16 protein-coding genes are annotated in these 18,933 nt (G+C 52.2%); 9 read left to right on the top strand and 7 right to left on the bottom strand.

What is annotated here, in order from left to right; all coding sequences use genetic code 11:
- Positions 1–281: 281 nt before the first annotated feature.
- Together RTX30_RS12950 and RTX30_RS12945 are read left to right on the top strand one after the other, a co-directional pair.
- Positions 282–1,685 (top strand): sensor domain-containing diguanylate cyclase, encoded by a 1,404-nt coding sequence (locus RTX30_RS12950; RefSeq protein WP_312690354.1) that lies wholly within the window; start codon positions 282–284, stop codon positions 1,683–1,685.
- Positions 1,686–2,024: 339 nt separating this feature from the next.
- On the top strand, positions 2,025–3,596 hold the full coding sequence (locus RTX30_RS12945; protein WP_312690352.1) for an EAL domain-containing protein: 1,572 nt from the start codon (positions 2,025–2,027) through the stop codon (positions 3,594–3,596).
- A gap of 7 nt (positions 3,597–3,603) precedes the next feature.
- On the opposite strand, the gene soxS is transcribed toward RTX30_RS12945, so the two are convergent.
- A complete protein-coding gene (gene soxS, locus RTX30_RS12940; protein ID WP_061498717.1) occupies positions 3,604–3,927 on the bottom strand; it encodes a superoxide response transcriptional regulator SoxS in 324 nt (107 codons plus the stop codon).
- An 81-nt stretch (positions 3,928–4,008) separates the two neighbouring features.
- On the opposite strand from soxS, the gene soxR reads away from it, so the two are divergent.
- The 4 genes from soxR (at position 4,009) to RTX30_RS12920 (ending at position 8,855) form a co-directional block, all read left to right on the top strand.
- Positions 4,009–4,467, top strand: coding sequence for a redox-sensitive transcriptional activator SoxR (soxR, locus tag RTX30_RS12935; RefSeq protein WP_312690347.1), 459 nt, complete (start codon positions 4,009–4,011; stop codon positions 4,465–4,467).
- Between the two features lie 277 nt (positions 4,468–4,744).
- Complete coding sequence (locus RTX30_RS12930) at positions 4,745–5,413, top strand: glutathione S-transferase (protein ID WP_312690345.1); 669 nt, start codon at positions 4,745–4,747, stop codon at positions 5,411–5,413.
- Between the two features lie 299 nt (positions 5,414–5,712).
- Positions 5,713–7,062, top strand: coding sequence for a guanine/hypoxanthine transporter GhxP (gene ghxP / locus RTX30_RS12925; RefSeq protein WP_312690343.1), 1,350 nt, complete (start codon positions 5,713–5,715; stop codon positions 7,060–7,062).
- Between the two features lie 146 nt (positions 7,063–7,208).
- Positions 7,209–8,855, top strand: a complete 1,647-nt coding sequence (locus RTX30_RS12920) for a Na+/H+ antiporter (protein ID WP_312690341.1) — start codon at positions 7,209–7,211, stop codon at positions 8,853–8,855.
- A gap of 35 nt (positions 8,856–8,890) precedes the next feature.
- Here the strand turns inward: RTX30_RS12920 and RTX30_RS12915 are convergent, their stop codons facing one another.
- The 5 genes from RTX30_RS12915 to acs form a co-directional block, all read right to left on the bottom strand.
- Positions 8,891–9,787, bottom strand: coding sequence for a LysR family transcriptional regulator (locus tag RTX30_RS12915; RefSeq protein ID WP_312690339.1), 897 nt, complete (start codon positions 9,785–9,787; stop codon positions 8,891–8,893).
- Between the two features lie 115 nt (positions 9,788–9,902).
- Complete coding sequence (locus tag RTX30_RS12910) at positions 9,903–11,198, bottom strand: Gfo/Idh/MocA family oxidoreductase (protein WP_312690337.1); 1,296 nt, start codon at positions 11,196–11,198, stop codon at positions 9,903–9,905.
- A gap of 152 nt (positions 11,199–11,350) precedes the next feature.
- Positions 11,351–13,000 carry a cation/acetate symporter ActP gene (gene actP / locus RTX30_RS12905; RefSeq protein ID WP_312690335.1) on the bottom strand — a complete coding sequence of 550 codons (1,650 nt, stop codon included), beginning with the start codon at positions 12,998–13,000 and terminating at the stop codon, positions 11,351–11,353.
- The gene (locus tag RTX30_RS12900) at positions 12,997–13,308 is read right to left on the bottom strand and encodes a DUF485 domain-containing protein (protein ID WP_312690514.1); all 312 of its coding nucleotides are present in this window, start codon (positions 13,306–13,308) and stop codon (positions 12,997–12,999) included. Before RTX30_RS12900 ends, actP begins: the two co-directional genes overlap by 4 nt.
- A gap of 184 nt (positions 13,309–13,492) precedes the next feature.
- Positions 13,493–15,451, bottom strand: a complete 1,959-nt coding sequence (gene acs, locus RTX30_RS12895; protein ID WP_312690333.1) for an acetate--CoA ligase — start codon at positions 15,449–15,451, stop codon at positions 13,493–13,495.
- Positions 15,452–15,784: 333 nt separating this feature from the next.
- Here acs and RTX30_RS12890 point away from each other — a divergent pair, with 333 nt between their 5' ends.
- The 3 genes from RTX30_RS12890 to gltP all read left to right on the top strand — a co-directional run bounded on the left by RTX30_RS12890 (position 15,785) and on the right by gltP (position 18,338).
- Positions 15,785–16,195: a hypothetical protein gene (locus RTX30_RS12890; protein WP_312690332.1), complete on the top strand. Its 411-nt coding sequence runs from the start codon at positions 15,785–15,787 to the stop codon at positions 16,193–16,195.
- A gap of 44 nt (positions 16,196–16,239) precedes the next feature.
- The gene (locus RTX30_RS12885) at positions 16,240–16,611 is read left to right on the top strand and encodes a DUF3592 domain-containing protein (protein ID WP_312690331.1); all 372 of its coding nucleotides are present in this window, start codon (positions 16,240–16,242) and stop codon (positions 16,609–16,611) included.
- Positions 16,612–17,024: 413 nt separating this feature from the next.
- Positions 17,025–18,338: a glutamate/aspartate:proton symporter GltP gene (gene gltP, locus RTX30_RS12880; protein ID WP_312690330.1), complete on the top strand. Its 1,314-nt coding sequence runs from the start codon at positions 17,025–17,027 to the stop codon at positions 18,336–18,338.
- Positions 18,339–18,601: 263 nt separating this feature from the next.
- Here the strand turns inward: gltP and RTX30_RS12875 are convergent, their stop codons facing one another.
- Entirely contained in the window at positions 18,602–18,754 is a 153-nt protein-coding gene (locus RTX30_RS12875; RefSeq protein ID WP_312690328.1) for a Hok/Gef family protein, read from the bottom strand.
- Between the last annotated feature and the right edge of the window lie 179 nt (positions 18,755–18,933).

Here is an 18,933-nt window from a genome sequence, read left to right as displayed (position 1 = left end):
TAAATTTATTACTACCGGTACGGAATTATTATACCGGCTAATTGGTACAACATTTACAGTTCGCAGAACATCTATTATGCTTCATTGAACAGCTTAATTTGCCTGTTAGTGATTATTCAGGGGACTTGATTTCAATCGATATATTCTTCGCTGGTAGGATGTTACAACGCCGTCCGGTATGAATTTTTCGCCTGTTATCCGGGCTAATTTTGTATGTTATTTTCTTCCTGATTAAATCATTGTGGGTCGGTCTGTACTTAATAACCTGCGATTGATGAAATATGAAAACAGAGATTTCCGCCGCACTTTTAGGAGACGGAGCAGCGGCGCTGACGCTTCTGGCGAAGCTGATGCCGTGGCTGACAGGGAAACGCTCAATGGAAGAGATCCTCGGGAGTATTAATGCAGCCCTGGGCGCAAGCCTGGCATGGGTGCTGATCGAGCAGGGAGCAGAGCAGCAGCTCACCAGCGTCGGCGAGGTCGGCTGTACCTTGCAGGACGCGCAGGCCTTACTGGCACACTCACAATTACGGCGGCACCAGCGCGCCTGGCGCGTTATTTGCTGGCGGCGGCAGGTGGCAACATTACTATTCCCTGGCGACAAAGAGGCCAGCAATAAATTAAAAAGCGGTATCCTCTGTAAATTGAATGCTAAAGATGCTGGCATTAATGGATATTTTTTTCTGGCATTTTCTCAAGTTGCCCCTTCATTATCGATCATGAAAAACATGGTCGTTATATTAGTCGAAAAATTAAAAGATTTTCTTGCGGAGATTATTGTTCGCGATCGTGTTGAGAAAGAGATGCAACATATAGTTGCGCAATATAAGGTGTTATTCGATCGAGCTCCGGTATTAATGAACTCGTTTGATAAAAATAACCGCTGCACATTATGGAACGGCGAGTGTGAACGTCTCTTTGGCTGGACTCTGGAACAGCTCAATCAGCAACCCGATCCATTAGCGTTGTTTTTCCCCGATCCGCTGGTACGCCAAAAAGTTCGCGCTTCGGTTAATGCTTCACCTGGTGTGGATATGGATGAATGGCACCCGATACGACGGGATGGTCAGGTTCTGACCGTGCTGTGGTCAAACATTCTGCTGCCTGACCATTCTATCCTCAGTATTGGTCTTGATATCACCGAGCGTAAAAAGGCTGAGCGGCAACTAGAGAGGAAAGCCACGATTGATGATCTGACGGGGTGTTATAACCGTTTCGCTATTTTGCAGCAGCTTAACGCGTCGCTGCGGAGCTGTAACATGGCCGATCCGCGCAGTCATTTCAGTCTGTTAATGTTGGATCTCGACCATTTTAAAAGCATTAACGATCGTTGGGGCCACCCAACAGGTGATGCCGCGCTGATCCATTTTTGCGATCATATCCGCGAGCATAGCGATCCCTCATGGTTTTTTGGGCGACTCGGTGGTGAGGAATTTCTGATTTTAATGCCTTATACCAGCAGCAAATCTGCGCTGCGATTTAGCCAAAAAATTCGCGCCTCTTTGGTGCGAACCCCCTTGTTTAGTATTGATGAAAAGATCATCTTATCCTTTAGCGCAGGTTTAGTATCGGTGACTGACGATCGAGTCGATACTTCAGTGCTGCTTACGCTTGCCGACAACGCACTGTACGAGGCAAAGCGCGCGGGACGTAGCAAAACCGTCATTGCCGACGCCTTTTTATAATAAAGGAGGAATTATGAAGGAATTGCATTTTTAAGGTGAAAAAAACCTTGTGACGTCAGTTCTTTTTTATCCTGTGGTAAGTTTGGCTTAATCAACGATACTCTGTTGCATTAAGTAAAAACTCACCTGATCAATGGATTAATATTTTTCCCTAAATAAAGATTGGCTCTACTTTTAGTTTGGCTTACGGTCGAATATTATCGTCATAACCAAATATTAGGTTTTTAATGGCAAAAGTCAGTTGCTAATGTCGTATGATTCATGCAACGTAATCACCTGTTTATCAAAGCATCCTGCCGTACATTGAAAGGCACATTAAATGCAGGGATATAGGCGGACATGAATCATAGCGTGCGTCGCAAGATGCTCAGAATTGTCGGGATCATCATGGTAGTGCTCCTGCCGGTGATGTTGTCGCTATGGTTTGCGCATATCCGTGCAGTAAAAGAAACTGGAATCCAACTTCGTTCTTTTGCGCAACTTGCGTTAAATAAAACGGAAGCGGTTGTTCATCAAGTCGATATCCTCCGTTCTAAAGCCGAAAAATATGATGGAAAAATTTGCTCCGCAGAACACCGGGCATCCATGCTCAATATCGTGCGCGGCAGTTTGTATGTTTCAGATTTAATTTATGCCCGTGGTGATCAGTTTTTGTGCTCGAGCGTAATAACGCCCGACAAGCCGTATGTTATTTCGCCTGCGGAGTACAAACGCAACCCGAATATCGCTATTTATTACTATCGTGATACGCCGTTTTACGCTGGTTATAAAATGGTCTATATGCAGCGTGGCAATTATGTGGCGGTGGTAAACCCGCTTGCCTATAGTGATGTGATGTCGGAAGACAACGAACTGGCGTATGGCGTTTACGATACTGTTACGCATTTATTCTTCTCTGTGAGTCGCCAGGCAGATATCGCGACATTATCGAAACTGATTGGTATTAACGACTTCACCTTCCAGCAAGGCCAGCGTTTTTATACCATCGCGCACGCCGATAAACGGCCGATTGCGATTATTGTTTCAACCTCCAAAGATCGTTATTTCCAGTTCTTTTATCACCAGGCAATGATCACGTTGCCGTTGGGAATGATATGCAGCGTGATCATTCTATTAATATGGTCGCGAACACGGCAGGAGTTTAACTCCCCACGGCGTATGCTGCACCGTGCGTTAACGAAGCGACAACTTCGGCTTCATTATCAACCGATTATCGACATCAAAAATGGCACATGCGTCGGCGCGGAAGCATTGCTACGCTGGCCGGGTTTTAACGGCCAGGTGATGAGTCCGGCGGAGTTTATCCCGCTGGCGGAGAAAGAGGGCATGATCGAGCGCATTACCGATTATGTCGTTGACGAGGTGTTTAGCGATTTGGGTGATTTTCTCGCTCAAACGCCAGGTCTTTATATATCCATCAATTTATCCGCTGCCGATTTCCACTCGTCGCGCCTGATCTCGTTGATAGCCAGCAAAGCCAAGATGCACGCGGTGCGCGCCGAGCAAATTAAAATAGAAGTGACCGAACGCGGCTTTATTGATGTGCCGAAAACCACCCCCGTTATTCAGGCGTTTCGCCAGGCGGGCTATGAAGTGGCGATTGATGATTTTGGTACCGGTTACTCCAATCTGCACAACCTCTATTCACTGAATGTCGATATCCTGAAAATCGACAAATCTTTCATTGATACCCTTACTACTAATAGCACCAGCCATTTAATTGCCGAGCATATTATTGAGATGGCGCAGAGCTTGCGTCTGAAGATTATTGCCGAAGGGGTCGAAACAGCGGAGCAGGTGACCTGGTTGTTGAAGCGTGGGGTACAATTCTGTCAGGGGTGGTTCTTTGCGAAGGCGCTGCCACCGCAGGAATTCAAAAACTGGGTGAAACAGCCGCCTTCGTTAAAATGATCTCTCATCAGGCATGATGTCGATAATCGCTCGGTGTGCGGTCAAATTCCCGGCGGAACACGCGCGAGAAAGTCTGCTGCGAGACATAGCCTAAATCCATTGCGATATCAAAAATAGGGCGCTGCGTCGTGCGCAGCGCTTCTGCTGCGAGTAGCAAACGGCGCTGACGGATATAGTCCCCCAACGTTTGATGCATCACGGTGCGGAACATTCTCTGTAAATACCATTTTGAATAACCGGACTTTCTGGCGACTACATCAATGTTCATTGGTTGGTCGATATGTTCATCAATCCATTCAATAAGGGTCTGAATTATCTGCTGATGGGACATAAAGCTTCCTCATTTCCCGATTCGTCGTTTTGTCTGGAAGCGAGTATAATTCCTCAAGTTAACTTGAGGTAAAGAGGTTTTATGGAAAAGAGAATGCCGCGTATCAAAGCCCTGCTCAGCCCCGGTGAAGTGGCGAAGCGTAGCGGGGTGGCCGTCTCTGCTTTGCACTTTTACGAGAGCAAAGGCCTGATCAAAAGCACCCGAAATACCGGCAATCAGCGGCGCTATACCCGTGATGTGCTGCGCTACGTGGCGATCATTAAGATTGCGCAGCGCATTGGCATTCCGCTAGCGACCATAGGCGATGCGTTCGGCGTTCTGCCGGAAGGGCATACGCTGAGTAAAAAAGAGTGGAGGCAGCTTTCTTCGCAGTGGCGGGAGGAGTTAGACCGGCGTATTCATACCCTGGTGGCGCTACGCGATGAACTGGACGGGTGCATTGGTTGCGGTTGCCTGTCGCGCAGCGACTGCCCACTGCGTAACCCCGGCGATCAACTGGGCCAGCAGGGAACCGGCGCGCGCCTGCTTGAAGATGACTGAGCATAGAAAAACTAAAGCGCCCATTGGGGCGCTTTAGTCGTTTCCCGGTCTTTGTCTTTCTCTCTATCCCGCTCTGTTGCAGGAGGGTTTCCCCCGACATCAGCACCCCTCATGTATGTTGGAGGTTCCGGATTGTGCTGACACTTTTAGTGTAGGCGCGGTGGGTAAAATTGCTACTTTTTTGAGCACTTTTTTTTGGCTTTTTTATGCGCACTTTTCCATACGCAACTGCGGCGCTTTTCTATAGTTAATTCATAAAGATCCTCGGGAGAAATACATGCTAACGGTGCATCACCTTAATCAGTCGCGCTCACAGCGCGTGCTCTGGGCGCTGGAAGAACTTGGCGTGCCGTACCAAATTGTGCGTTACGAGCGTGAAAAAACCATGTTGGCGCCGGACTCACTCAAAAAGATCCACCCGCTGGGTAAATCGCCAGTGGTAGAAGATAATGGTCTGATCCTCGCTGAATCCGGCGCGATCCTCGAATATTTGCAGGAAACCTACGATACCGGGCAGAGCTTTAAACCAGACGCATTACAACAGAAACTGGATTACCGCTTCTGGCTGCATTACGCAGAAGGATCGTTAATGCCCTTACTGTTAATGAAACTGGTTTTTGCCAGCCTCGGCAAACCGCCGGTGCCGTTTGGCGTGCGCCATATTGGCAAAGTATTGAGCCAGGGTGTGCAGAAAGCCTGGCTTAACCCGCAAATCGACACGCATGCGCGTTTTATTGAAGAACAGCTGGCGCACCGTAGCTGGTTTGCCGGTGAAAAACTCAGCATGGCGGATATCCAGATGAGTTTCCCGGTCTTTGCACTGCTTGCGCGGGGCGGCGTGGACAACCTGCCCAATTTACGCGCGTGGAAAAAGCGCATCGAAATGCGTCCAGCGTGGCAACGGGCGATTGTCCAGGGAGGGCCGTTCGAACTTCCCGGCGGCTAAAATGATCCCAAAATGTTGCAAAGTTGCGCAGCGACGATAACGTTTGCGCATCTGCCGTTCACTTCTTCGCCGTCATAAGCGAAATTTAGCAAAAAGCGGCAAAGTTCAGTTGAAAAGCGGTATCTAAACGCTGGATAATCGTTTGCCTTTTTTTGACCACCCATTGTTTGCGCGGAGTTAAACGTTTGCTTTTTTGTGGCCCCCTTGCCACAACGCAGCACAGGGAGATGACGTTTAACCTGCAGTGGACTGTTACCACGCATACCAATGAACAATAAAATTCTCAGGGGATGTTTTCTATGTCTACGCCTTCTGCGCGTACTGGCGGTTCGCTTGACGCACTGTTTAAAATTTCTGCCCGCGGCAGTACTGTCCGTCAGGAAATCGTTGCCGGTTTAACCACCTTCCTGGCGATGGTTTACTCCGTCATCGTTGTACCCGGCATGCTCGGTAAAGCAGGTTTCCCACCTGCAGCCGTATTTGTTGCCACGTGTCTGGTGGCAGGTGTTGGCTCCATCGTGATGGGGCTGTGGGCGAATCTCCCGCTGGCTATCGGCTGCGCAATCTCGCTCACGGCATTTACTGCTTTCAGCCTTGTGCTGGGCCAGCACATTAGTGTACCGGTTGCGCTGGGTGCCGTGTTCCTGATGGGTGTGCTGTTTACGGTGATTTCCGCGACAGGCATTCGTAGCTGGATCCTGCGCAACCTGCCGCAGGGCGTTGCGCACGGTACCGGTATTGGTATTGGCCTGTTCCTGCTGCTGATTGCCGCCAACGGTGTTGGCCTGGTCATCAAAAACCCGCTGGACGGCCTGCCGGTTGCGCTGGGTCACTTCGCCAGCTTCCCGGTGATCATGTCGCTGATTGGTCTGGCGGTGATTATCGGTCTAGAAAAACTAAAAGTGCCGGGTGGCATTCTGCTGACCATTATCGGCGTGTCTATTGTCGGGCTGATTTTCGACCCGAGCGTGCACTTCTCCGGTATTTTTGCCATGCCGTCGCTGAGCGATGACAAAGGCAACTCGCTGATCGGTAGTCTCGACATTGTCGGCGCGCTGAACCCGGTCGTGCTGCCAAGCGTGCTGGCGCTGGTGATGACGGCGGTGTTCGATGCCACCGGGACCATCCGCGCAGTGGCAGGGCAGGCAAACCTGCTGGATAAAGACGGCCAGATTATCGATGGCGGCAAAGCGCTGACCACCGACTCCCTGAGCAGCGTCTTCTCCGGTCTGGTGGGTGCTGCGCCGGCGGCTGTGTATATTGAATCTGCGGCAGGTACTGCGGCGGGCGGTAAAACCGGCCTGACGGCGGTGACGGTTGGCGTGCTGTTTATGCTGATCCTGTTCCTCTCCCCGCTCTCTTACCTGGTGCCCGCCTATGCTACTGCACCGGCGCTGATGTATGTCGGGCTGCTGATGCTGAGCAACGTGGCGAAAATCGACTTCGCTGACTTTGTTGATGCGATGTCTGGCCTGATCACGGCGGTATTTATCGTCCTGACCTGTAACATTGTTACCGGCATTATGATTGGCTTTGCTTCGCTGGTGATTGGCCGCGTGGTATCCGGCGAATGGCGCAAACTGAATATCGGCACCGTGGTGATTGCTGTCGCTCTGGTGGTGTTCTACGCTGGCGGTTGGGCTATCTGACCGCGCTTGCGCACCTTAACATAAGCACAATGGGCGACTTCGGTTGCCCATTTTTTTGCCCACAGCCCGGTTTCTTTGCGTTAAGCTGGATGTTCTGGCATCAAGGTCTGAGGCCTTTATAACAAGACATCGCAAACAGGGAACGCATGGAAATATTCTTTACCATTCTCATCATGACCCTCGTGGTTTCGCTCTCGGGCGTAGTCACCCGTGTTTTACCGTTTCAAATTCCACTACCGCTGATGCAAATCGCCATTGGCGCACTGCTGGCCTTTCCAACCTTCGGTTTGCATGTGGAGTTCGACCCGGAACTCTTCCTGGTGTTGTTTATTCCTCCGCTGCTGTTTGCCGATGGCTGGAAAACCCCCACGCGAGAGTTTCTCGAACATGGGCGCGAAATTTTTGGCCTGGCGCTGGCGCTGGTGGTGGTGACGGTAGTCGGCATCGGCTTCTTAATTTACTGGATGGTGCCGGGTATTCCGCTGGTGCCAGCTTTTGCGCTGGCCGCAGTGCTGTCGCCAACCGATGCGGTGGCGCTTTCTGGCATTGTCGGTGAAGGGCGCATTCCAAAGAAAATCATGGGTATTTTGCAGGGGGAGGCGCTGATGAACGACGCCTCCGGCCTGGTATCGCTGAAGTTTGCTGTTGCTGTCGCCATGGGAACGATGGTGTTTACCGTGGGCGGCGCAACGGTAGAATTTTTAAAAGTTGCCATTGGCGGCTTGCTGGCGGGCTTTGTTGTTAGCTGGTTGTATGGTCGTTCGCTGCGTTTTCTTAGCCGCTGGGGCGGCGATGAGCCTGCAACGCAAATCGTGCTGCTGTTTCTGTTGCCGTTCGCGTCCTATCTGATTGCTGAACATATTGGTTTCTCCGGCATCCTTGCTGCTGTCGCAGCCGGGATGACAATCACCCGCTCGGGCGTCATGCGCACTGCGCCGCTGGCGATGCGTCTGCGTGCCAACAGCACCTGGGCGATGCTGGAGTTTGTCTTTAACGGCATGGTGTTTTTGCTGTTGGGGCTGCAGTTACCGGGCATCTTGGAGTCTTCGCTGGTGGCGGCAGAGGCGGATCCGAACGTTGAAACCTGGATGTTGTTTACTGATATCGTGCTGATCTACCTGGCGCTGATGCTGGTGCGTTTTGGCTGGTTGTGGACGATGAAGAGATTCAGCCGCCGTTTCCTGCGCAAAAAACCGATGGAGTTCGCATCCTGGAGCGATCGCGAGCTGCTGATTGCTACCTTCGCCGGCGTGCGCGGGGCGATCACCCTCGCAGGTGTCCTCTCTATTCCGCTGTTGCTGCCGACGGGTGATGTCTTTCCCGCACGCTATGAACTGGTGTTCCTTGCTGCCGGGGTGATCCTGTTTTCGCTCTTTGTCGGCGTCATCGCCCTGCCTGCGCTGTTGCAGCATGTTGAAGTGCGCGACCACGCGCAGCAGCACAAAGAGGAGCGGATGGCGCGTGCAGCCACGGCGGATGTGGCGATTGTCGCGATTCAGAAAATGGAAGAACGTCTGGCGGCAGACACCGAGGAGAATATTGATAATCAGCTACTGACGGAAGTCAGTTCACGGGTTATTGGTAATCTGCGACGCCGCGCCGATGGGCGTAACAATGTGGAAAGTTCCCTGCAGGAAGAGAATCTGGAACGCCGCTTCCGCCTTGCGGCACTGCGTTCTGAGCGCGCCGAACTTTATCATCTGCGCGCTACCCGGCAGATCAGCAACGAGACGCTGCAAAAATTGCTGCACGACCTCGATTTGCTGGAAGCCCTGCTGCTGGAAAACAAATAAATCACCGGGCCGGATATCGCGATGTTATCCGGCTGCTATTGGCTTCCGCGGGCTTCCAGCCAGTACCCTTCGCAACACGTCAGCCAGGCCTGCGCACTGTGTGAAAGGTAGCTTCCTTCACGCCAAATCATCCCCAGTTCCCAGCGTAAATCACTCTGGAGCGGCAGCCAGAGCAACGTTTGCTGATCGAGCCGCTGACAAATGGGTTCAGGCAGAATGGCAACTCCGACGCCGGCCTGCACCATCGCCGCCAGAAAGTCCCACTGCCCGCTACGTACCGCGATGCGCGGTTTAACATTGTGTTGGTTAAAGAGTTGCATTAACTGGCGGCTGAGGGCGAAATCTTCGTTGTAGATTAGCAGCGGATGCTTGCCAAGTTCCTCCGGTGTAACGGCATCGCGTTGAAGCCAGCTCTCCTCGCGCGGAACCAGCACGCACAGGGGGTGGCTGAACAGCGGCATAACCGTGAGGCTGCTCTCTTCTTCCACTGGCAGTGCCGTCATCGCCAGGTCCAGCTCGCTGTTGAGCACCGCCTGTTGTACCGTCAGGCTGCCAAACTCCGCGATTTTCAGTTCCACACCCGGAAAACGCTGGCGAAACAGGCTGATTGGCCCGGCCATCAGCATGCCGACCATCGGAGGAATGCCGAGGCGCAACACCCCTTTATTGAGCTGGTTAATATCGCTGAGCTCTGCTTCAAGCTGGCGAAATTCCGCGAGGATAGCCACGCCGCGCTCAAACACTACTCGCCCGGTATCGGTAAGCAATAACTTGCGCCCGTGGCGGATCAGAAGGGTGCAGTTAAGCTCATCTTCCAGATTTTTCAGCATCTTGCTGATGGTCGGTTGGGTAACAAAAAGACGTTCCGCGGCGCGAGTGAAGCTTTGCTGGCGCACCACTTCCACAAAATAACGCAGCGTTCTGATGTCCATAGTTATGCCTTTAGATTTTGCCCGCGTTGAGTGTAATGCATTTCTGCACCCGCTTGTGGCGCTTGCTAGCGCAATAAGAGGAAAATGCCCCGCCTGTGGTCGCGGGGCGGGGAGGCTACTGTTTTTTCAGGCGGGTAATGAGTTCAAATTCGCTAAAATTAACCGGGCGCTGCTGTTGCATGGAGAGGTTCCCGGCGATACCGGTAAGAATGGACATTGCCCCGGCGCGATGATCCGCAGCACGCTTCAGCGGGTCATCAGTCGGTTCACCAAACAGATCCGCCAGCATGGCGTTATCACCACCACCGTGTCCGCCTTCACCCAGAGTAAAGTCCGCTTTCCAGGGTTCGGCAAACATCGGGAAAATAGTGATATCGCACGATTCCAGGCTCCCTTCACTGGCGCGCTCGCCCCCGGCGTTGACATAGGATTTCTCAACGATTTTCATCTCCAGTCTTCCCTGGCTGCCATTAAAGACGACGTTTAATCCTTCCCACGGTAACCAGGCGTTAAGTGAGTAACTGAGCTGACACTGGTTTTGATACTTCACAAGGACAGAGAGCGTGTCTTCAATGGTAATGCCATCGCTGAACACGCTCTGATCGCGCCAGTAGTTATCTTCGTGTTCCGCATCGAGATACAGCGCTTTGAGTTGGGGATTGTCGGCCATATGCAGGGCAAAAGGGTCGTCTTTGGCGGCGGCATAACCGTGCGCACGGGGATAAAAAGCGTTAATGCCCCGTTTTTCCGCATTCTCTTTGCCGTAAAAACGCAATCCACCTTCGGCGTATACTCGCTGTGGGTAGCTATCAAGCCAGAAATTCATCAAATCGAAATGATGGGTCGATTTATGCACCAGCAGCCCGCCGCTGTTGCGTTTTTCCCGGTGCCAGCGACGGAAATAGTCTGCGCCATGTTCGGTATTCAGCAGCCATTCAAAGTGCACGGAATAGACCTCGCCAATGGTGTTATTCATCAGCAGCTCGCGCACTTTGCTGTGGTGTGGTGCATAGCGGTAGTTGAAGGCAACGCGCACGGTATGCCCGGTCTGTTCAATCGCATCAAGAATACGCAGCGCGCGGTGCTCGTCGATGGTCATCGGTTTTTCGGTGATCACGTCACAGCCGGCGTGTAGCGCCCGCACAATGTAATCATCATGTGTGCGATCCATCGTGGTTACGATGACCGTATCGGGGCGGGTTTCGGCGATCATGGCTTCAAATTGCCCCGCGTGCCAGGTTGAAACCGGCGCGGCCCCTTCGTTTTTCAGCAACCGGTTAGCGTAGTCCATACGCGTTTGGTTGGTATCGCAAAAAGCCACCATACGGGCTGTTTCTCGCCATTGCCCGCCAATGGCAGAGATATACAATCCGGCCCGCCCGCCCGTACCTACTAGCGCATATTTTTTCATTGCACCCTCGCAAGTGATAAATGAATTAACGTGTTGATGTATTAAAAACGGTGTTTCAATTGTGATTTTTGTACTGTAGCGCGATAGCGGGAGAGAGGTACTGGCAAGCGAGGAAAATGTGATCCCCGGCCATTACTGACCGGGGAAGGCGATTAATGAGCGCGGCCTTGTTCGATACCAATGCCGGTTTGTGAACGGATAAACTGCGCGCGGAACAGCTCGCGTTCACGTTTACCCTCTTCGGAATTGTCGGTGGCAGAGAAGATCCAGATGCCGATAAACGCCACGGCAATGGAGAACAGTGCCGGGTATTCATACGGGAATACCGGTGCGGCATGACCGAGGATCTGTACCCAGATGGTGGGGCCGAGGACCATCAGGATCACCGCCGTCAGTAAACCCAGCCAGCCGCCGATCATTGCGCCACGCGTTGTCAGCTTCGACCAGTACATTGAGAGCAAAATAATCGGGAAGTTACAGCTGGCAGCGATGGAGAAAGCCAGCCCGACCATAAACGCGATATTCTGTTTCTCAAACAGGATCCCCAGCAGGATGGCCACCACGCCCAGCACCAGTACGGTGATTTTGGACACCTTCAGCTCCTGCCGTTCGGTTGCGCCTTTACGGAACACGTTGGCGTAGAGATCGTGAGACACCGCCGATGCCCCCGCCAGTGTCAGCCCGGCGACCACCGCGAGAATAGTGGCGAAAGCCACGGCGGAGATAAAGCCCAGGAACAGGTTGCCGCCAACGGCATCTGCCAGATGTACCGCCGCCATGTTATTGCCGCCAATCAGCGCGCCCGCTGCATCTTTAAATGCCGGATTTGCCCCCACCAGCATGATCGCGCCGAAGCCAATGATAAAGGTCAGAATATAGAAATAACCCATAAAACCGGTGGCGTAGAACACACTCTTACGGGCTTCCCGTGCGTCGCTGACGGTGAAGAAGCGCATCAGGATATGCGGCAAGCCAGCGGTACCGAACATCAGCCCCAGGCCAAGCGAGAGGGCGGAAATGGGATCTTTCACCAGTCCGCCGGGGCTCATAATAGCGCTGCCTTTCGGGTGCACGGCCATGGCTTCGGTAAACAGGTTATTGAAGCTAAAGCCAACATGCTTCATTACCATAAAGGCCATAAAACTGGCACCGAACAGCAGCAGCACGGCTTTGATAATTTGCACCCATGTGGTGGCCAGCATGCCGCCGAACAGCACATACATCACCATCAGCACGCCGACCAGTACAACGGCAACATGGTAGTTCAGGCCAAACAGCAGTTGGATCAGTTTGCCGGCACCCACCATCTGAGCGATGAGATAGAGCGCCACTACCACCAGCGAACCGCAGGCCGAGAGGATGCGAATAGGGCCTTGCTTCAGACGATAAGAGGCGACATCTGCGAAAGTATAGCGTCCAAGATTACGCAGACGTTCTGCAATCAGGAACAGAATAATCGGCCAGCCGACGAGGAAACCAAGCGAGTAAATCAGCCCATCGTAGCCGGAGGTGTAAACCAGCGCGGATATCCCGAGGAATGACGCGGCGGACATAAAGTCCCCGGCAATGGCCAGCCCGTTTTGAAAACCGGTAATGTTGCCTCCCGCGGTGTAGTAATCGCTACGCGAACGGACGCGTTTGGAGGCCCAGTAGGTGATATAGAGCGTCAGCACCACGAAAATCAGAAACATGATGATCGCCTGCCAATTGGTAGGCTGGCGTTGTACCGCGCCGGTAATGGCATCGGCGGCACTGGCGGTAAAAGGAAGTGTGGCGGCAAGCGCCGTCAGGACTCTCATCATGATGCTTTTACCTCACTCATCACTGCTTTTGTCAGGCGGTCAAACTCCCCGTTCGCCCGCCAGACGTATACGCCGGTCAGCAAAAACGAAATAACAATCACGCCAATGCCGATGGGAATGCCCCGCGTCACACTGGTGCCCGCATGCAGCGGTGTCCCAAGCCAGGCTGGCGCAAACGCAATTAACACAATAAAGCCGACGTAAATGATCAGCATGATGATGGAAAGGGTAAAGGCAAACCGTTGCCGTTTTTCAACTAACTCCCTGAAATGCGCACTGTCTTCAATCTGTTGATAGATGTTATTCATCGCAGATTCTCCAGAAGTTTCCCCTTCGTCTTTTACGCCGCAGGTGTGCTGGCTGCACTCGCTTAGCCCATGCGCCTGGGGATAAGCGCCGTTGCCGCCTGCCTGCAACACGAAATCCGTTGGGGGGTAGGGTTTTTTATTATTCCCTCTCCCGGAAAGGGAGAGGGTTGAGCTGAGGACAGAATTACGATGGCATGGTAATGGCCTGCTTCTCTTCGAGCAGTTTGTCTACCACGCCAGGATCGGCGAGTGTGGAGGTATCACCCAGGTTACTGGTATCACCAGCGGCGATCTTGCGCAAAATACGGCGCATGATTTTGCCAGAACGGGTTTTCGGCAGTGAGTCGGTCCAGTGCAGCACATCCGGTGTTGCCAGCGGCCCGATCTCTTTGCGAACCCAGTTGCGCACCTCGGTATACAGTTCCGGGGAGGGCTCTTCGCCATGATTCAGAGTAACGTAGGCATAAATCGCCTGGCCTTTAATATTGTGCGGGATACCCACAACGGCGGCTTCGGCGATCTTCGGATGTGACACCAGTGCAGATTCAATCTCAGCCGTACCGAGCCGGTGGCCAGAGACGTTGAGCACATCATCCACACGACCGGTGATCCAGTAGTAACCATCTTCATCACGGCGTGCGCCGTCGCCGCTGAAGTAGCAATTTTTAAACGTGGAAAAGTAGGTTTGTTCAAAGCGTTCATGATCGCCAAACAGCGTGCGCGCCTGGCCCGGCCAGGAATCAGTGATCACCAGGTTCCCTTCTGTTGCGCCTTCCTGCGGGTTCCCTTCGTTATCGACCAGCGCAGGCTGAACGCCAAAGAACGGGTGCGTGGCGGAGCCGGCTTTCAGTTGGGTTGCGCCAGGCAGCGGGGTGATCATAAATCCGCCAGTTTCGGTCTGCCACCAGGTATCCATCACCGGGCATTTGCCATTGCCAATCTTCGACCAGTACCACTCCCAGGCTTCCGGATTAATCGGCTCGCCGACAGATCCAAGAATACGCAGTGATGAGCGATCCGTACCGGCAATCGCTTTGTCACCTTCTGCCATCAGCGCACGGATAGCGGTCGGCGCGGTATAGAGGATATTCACCTTATGCTTGTCGACCACCTGGCTCATGCGTGCCGGGGTTGGCCAGTTCGGCACACCTTCAAACATCAGCGTAATAGCGCCGCAAGCCAGCGGGCCGTATAGCAAATAACTGTGGCCTGTCACCCAGCCCACATCGGCGGTGCACCAGTAAACATCGCCCGGATGATAGTCAAAAACATATTTAAAGGTTGAGGCGGCATAGACCAGGTAGCCCCCGGTGGTATGCAGCACGCCCTTGGGTTTACCGGTAGAGCCAGAGGTGTAAAGAATAAACAGCGGATCTTCGGCACCGACTTCCACCGGCTGGTGCTGATCGCTGGCTTTTTCGGTCAGGTCGCTCCACCACAGGTCGCGGCCCTCATGCCAGTCAACGTTGCCGCCGGTGCGTTTCAGTACCACTACATGTTCCACACTGGTCACGGCGGGGTTTTTCAGCGCATCGTCGACGTTCTTTTTCAGCGGAATGCTACGCCCTGCGCGCACACCCTCATCGGCGGTGATCACCAGCCGGGAGCTGGAGTCAACAATTCGTCCGGCGACGGCTTCCGGTGAAAAGCCGCCAAAAATGACAGAATGCACGGCACCAATGCGTGCGCAAGCCAGCATCGCAACAGCGGCTTCTGGCACCATTGGCATATAAATAGCCACCACATCGCCTTTTTTAATGCCCAGTGAGACCAGTACATTGGCAAAACGGCAGACATCCCGGTGCAATTCACGGTAGGTGAGGGTTTTGCTCTGGCTGGCGTCATCCCCTTCCCAAATGATCGCTGGCTGATCGCCGCGCTCAGCCAGATGGCGATCCAGGCAGTTGGCCGCCAGGTTAAGCGTGCCGTCTTCATACCATTTGATCGACACATTGCCAGGCGCAAAGGAGGTGTTTTTTACCTTGCTATAAGGTGTGATCCAGTCAAGGATTTTGCCTTGTTCGCCCCAGAACGCTTCAGGATCGGTCACCGATTGCTGATACTTCTCTGCATACTGCTCCGGATTAATCAGGCAATGTTCCGCAATGTTTGCGGGAATATCATGTTTATGTATCTGGCTCATGGCATTTGCTCTCCTTGTAGGATGTTAATGATATGTCACGCAAACGTTAATTGAAGATGCGTTGCCCGGTTTGTTTATTATTTGCGCGACAGATCACGCATTAATTGCATGGGATGAAAAACCAGCAAAATAAATGCGCTAGCTGCAAAAAGCGGGCGAAAAACATCCAGCGGAGATAAATAAGCTTCATAACAGTAGGTTATGGAAAATGACGATTCGATTACACTTTGACGCAGGCCCGGTTGAGAACATTCTTAAAAAAATGCCCGTCAGGGCAGCGTGTGCATGCGCCGGTGCTAGAGTACCGACGGGATAATCGCAACGGAGAAAGCGATGACGCTTCCACACTGGCTCACTTCTATGTCCACCCTTGAGATGACTTCGCTGTGCATTGGTATTGCGACGCCGTGCGTATTTATGATCGCCACCTGGCTTACGTTCAGAGGCAGCGCTGCCAGCGAAAGGGCTGCAAAGGTATTTCTGAAACGCGATAGCTGGCCAGGGGAATTGCACAATACCCGTATCGAAAGCTGGCAGCAGAGCAATATTCTCTACGGCGGCAACCTGTTTTTTGATATCTCTTTCTACCTCGGCCACTCTCAGCAGCTTTATAGCGCTAAGGCATTAATTACATTGGGGCAGGTTCACTTGCTGCGAAAAGGGCTGCCGCTGGTGGTGAAAACCGGCAAGCGAGGTCGTATCGCAGTGATGCAAATAGGTGCCTGGCAAGCTGAAAACACGTGAGTCGCCACGAGCCGGTTTATACATGAAAGAAGGAAAAGGATGTTATGGATTTGCTGCCAACACTCGCGATGTGGCTCTGTATTATTCTCTGTTCCGGGGGGCTTGTAATCGTCTTTATTGGCGTCCGAAACTCTGTTATTTCTTCGCGGGAAAATGAAGCGATTAAACGCACCGGCATTGAGACAGTGGCGCGAATTACCGATGCCCGACAACCTGACGGCCGCACTACCGAAGGGGGGATATTCCTGCAATTGACGCTGGAATTTACTGCTGGCACCAGGCCGATCGCCACCCAGCGAGAGATCATTGTTAAGGTTTTTGACGCCGACAAATACCGCCGCGGGAATACGGTCGTAATCCGTTATCGGGACGCTGACCCGACGCAGCTTGTTATCATGGGCGATGTCGGAAATTAACCTCGGAATGTTATGTGTATGTTAACGACTCACCGCTGAGCGAATGACTGGCTGATGGATAAAAAGCAGTCGAAATTTCCATGTTCGATGACCGGTGTGGCATTATTGCCGGTCAAAAAATACGCAAATGAACATCATTCGGTGAATAATTTCCAAAAGTAAATATTGTAAATGGTCTTATAGAAAACTTTTATATAACAGCAAGTTATAAGTGATAATTGAAATAAAAAGCCATTTTTATGAGAAAATTCAGTCAAACCCCCTTACGGTATAGGGTTGCGTATTACACCCTGCAAATGATACTGATAATGCGCTTTAAAAAACCCCGCAATACCGTGCGATGCGAATCATACCCTTTCAGTATGTGTCGTTCCTGACCATGGAATGGTGCTTCATTGAGGATGTCTGTAATTATGAAAAACATGAAAGTCAGCCTGGCCTGGCAAATTTTGCTGGCCCTGGTGCTGGGTATTCTTCTGGGTAGTTACCTGCATTATCACAGCGACAGCCGCGAGTGGCTGATTGCGAACCTCCTGTCTCCGGCAGGCGATATCTTTATTCATTTGATTAAAATGATTGTGGTGCCAATCGTTATCTCCACGCTGGTTGTTGGGATTGCAGGTGTTGGCGATGCAAAACAACTTGGTCGTATCGGTGCGAAGACCATCATTTATTTCGAAGTGATCACTACGGTTGCTATCGTTCTGGGCATCACGCTGGCGAATGTTTTCCAGCCGGGTTCAGGTATTGATATGTCACAACTGGCGGCGGTGGATATTTCGAAATACCAAAGCACCACCGCAGAAGTGCAAAGCCACGCTCACGGCCTGATGGGGACGATTTTATCGCTGGTACCGACCAATATCATTGCGTCGATGGCGAAGGGTGACATGCTGCCGATCATCTTCTTCTCCGTATTGTTTGGCCTGGGGCTTTCTTCCCTGCCGGCAACGCACCGCGAGCCGCTGGTTACGGTGTTCCGTTCGATCTCTGAAACCATGTTCAAAGTTACTCATATGGTGATGCGTTATGCACCGGTAGGGGTTTTCGCACTCATCTCGGTGACGGTCGCGAACTTCGGTTTTGCCTCGCTGTGGCCACTGGCTAAACTGGTGATCCTGGTCTATTTCGCCATTCTGTTTTTTGCGCTGGTGGTGTTGGGCATCGTGGCGCGTATTTGCGGTCTCAGCATCTGGATTTTGATCCGCATTCTCAAAGAAGAGCTAATCCTGGCGTACTCAACGGCCAGCTCTGAAAGCGTGCTGCCGCGTATCATTGAAAAGATGGAAGCCTACGGCGCACCTGCGTCAATCACCAGCTTTGTGGTACCGACCGGCTACTCCTTTAACCTTGATGGATCTACGCTGTACCAGAGTATTGCTGCCATCTTTATTGCACAGCTGTATGGCATCGACCTGTCGATTGGTCAGGAGATTATTCTGGTGCTGACGCTGATGGTGACCTCGAAAGGTATCGCCGGTGTGCCTGGCGTTTCGTTTGTGGTACTGCTGGCAACGCTGGGTAGCGTCGGTATTCCGCTGGAAGGTCTGGCGTTTATTGCCGGTGTTGACCGTATTCTCGATATGGGCCGTACCGCGCTGAACGTGGTGGGTAATGCACTGGCAGTGTTGGTTATCGCCAAGTGGGAACACAAATTTGACCGCAAAAAAGCGCTGGCGTATGAGCGCGAAGTGCTGGGCAAATTCGACAAAACCGCCGATCAGTAAGCTTGCTGAAACCCTGTTAGCGCGCTCGCGCCGACAGGGTTTTTCGTTATCCCGTTACGCTTCTCATTCCTTCCCTTCCGTTTACCTAACTTGTTAACACCGCTTATCTAACTGCCATGCTGGTGAATAGCGAAGATCCGCTGATGCGCCTCTCAGGTGTGTTGCCCTGTAATCGCTCGGCGCGGGGCCTGTTGAGCGATATTTAACGTGCGCGGGTAACGCTTTTGCGGATCACGGCCAGGAAAACTTTCCCCCTGCCAGGTTTAGCCAGAGAGACAGGTTAATTTTTCCGCCACTCCCTGGTGTTGACGCTTTATTGTTAATTCCCAGAGGCTCCCACGATGAATAAAGGTGAGCAGCAGGATTGATACACAAAGAATTAATAGAATGCTTAACAAGTATCTTAATGGCGTCATGCCTTTTACTCTTTTTAAAGAAAAGAATAAGAAGCGAACTTTCAACCGATGTAGGAGTTGAGGAGTAGCCCTGGGTTATGGAAACAGATCCGGGGCTGACTTCTCCTATTCATAAATACTAACATGGTTAAATTTAAAAGGATTACGTGGCTGCCTGATATACTATTCCTTCACGTCTA

It is taken from the genome of Kosakonia sp. (assembly GCF_032052965.1).
Lineage (GTDB): Bacteria > Pseudomonadota > Gammaproteobacteria > Enterobacterales > Enterobacteriaceae > Kosakonia.
Note: the sequence above shows the minus strand (reverse complement) of the source record. Positions and strands in the feature narration are given on the sequence as shown.

Coding starts and splice junctions, on each gene's coding strand:
- RTX30_RS12950 (WP_312690354.1), top strand. CDS start 282: ATGAAAACAGAGATTTCCGCCGCACTTTTAGGAGACGGAGCAGCGGCG.
- RTX30_RS12945 (WP_312690352.1), top strand. CDS start 2,025: ATGAATCATAGCGTGCGTCGCAAGATGCTCAGAATTGTCGGGATCATC.
- soxS (WP_061498717.1), bottom strand. CDS start 3,927: ATGTCCCATCAGCAGATAATTCAGACCCTTATTGAATGGATTGATGAA.
- soxR (WP_312690347.1), top strand. CDS start 4,009: ATGGAAAAGAGAATGCCGCGTATCAAAGCCCTGCTCAGCCCCGGTGAA.
- RTX30_RS12930 (WP_312690345.1), top strand. CDS start 4,745: ATGCTAACGGTGCATCACCTTAATCAGTCGCGCTCACAGCGCGTGCTC.
- ghxP (WP_312690343.1), top strand. CDS start 5,713: ATGTCTACGCCTTCTGCGCGTACTGGCGGTTCGCTTGACGCACTGTTT.
- RTX30_RS12920 (WP_312690341.1), top strand. CDS start 7,209: ATGGAAATATTCTTTACCATTCTCATCATGACCCTCGTGGTTTCGCTC.
- RTX30_RS12915 (WP_312690339.1), bottom strand. CDS start 9,787: ATGGACATCAGAACGCTGCGTTATTTTGTGGAAGTGGTGCGCCAGCAA.
- RTX30_RS12910 (WP_312690337.1), bottom strand. CDS start 11,198: ATGAAAAAATATGCGCTAGTAGGTACGGGCGGGCGGGCCGGATTGTAT.
- actP (WP_312690335.1), bottom strand. CDS start 13,000: ATGATGAGAGTCCTGACGGCGCTTGCCGCCACACTTCCTTTTACCGCC.
- RTX30_RS12900 (WP_312690514.1), bottom strand. CDS start 13,308: ATGAATAACATCTATCAACAGATTGAAGACAGTGCGCATTTCAGGGAG.
- acs (WP_312690333.1), bottom strand. CDS start 15,451: ATGAGCCAGATACATAAACATGATATTCCCGCAAACATTGCGGAACAT.
- RTX30_RS12890 (WP_312690332.1), top strand. CDS start 15,785: ATGACGCTTCCACACTGGCTCACTTCTATGTCCACCCTTGAGATGACT.
- RTX30_RS12885 (WP_312690331.1), top strand. CDS start 16,240: ATGGATTTGCTGCCAACACTCGCGATGTGGCTCTGTATTATTCTCTGT.
- gltP (WP_312690330.1), top strand. CDS start 17,025: ATGAAAAACATGAAAGTCAGCCTGGCCTGGCAAATTTTGCTGGCCCTG.
- RTX30_RS12875 (WP_312690328.1), bottom strand. CDS start 18,754: ATGACGCCATTAAGATACTTGTTAAGCATTCTATTAATTCTTTGTGTA.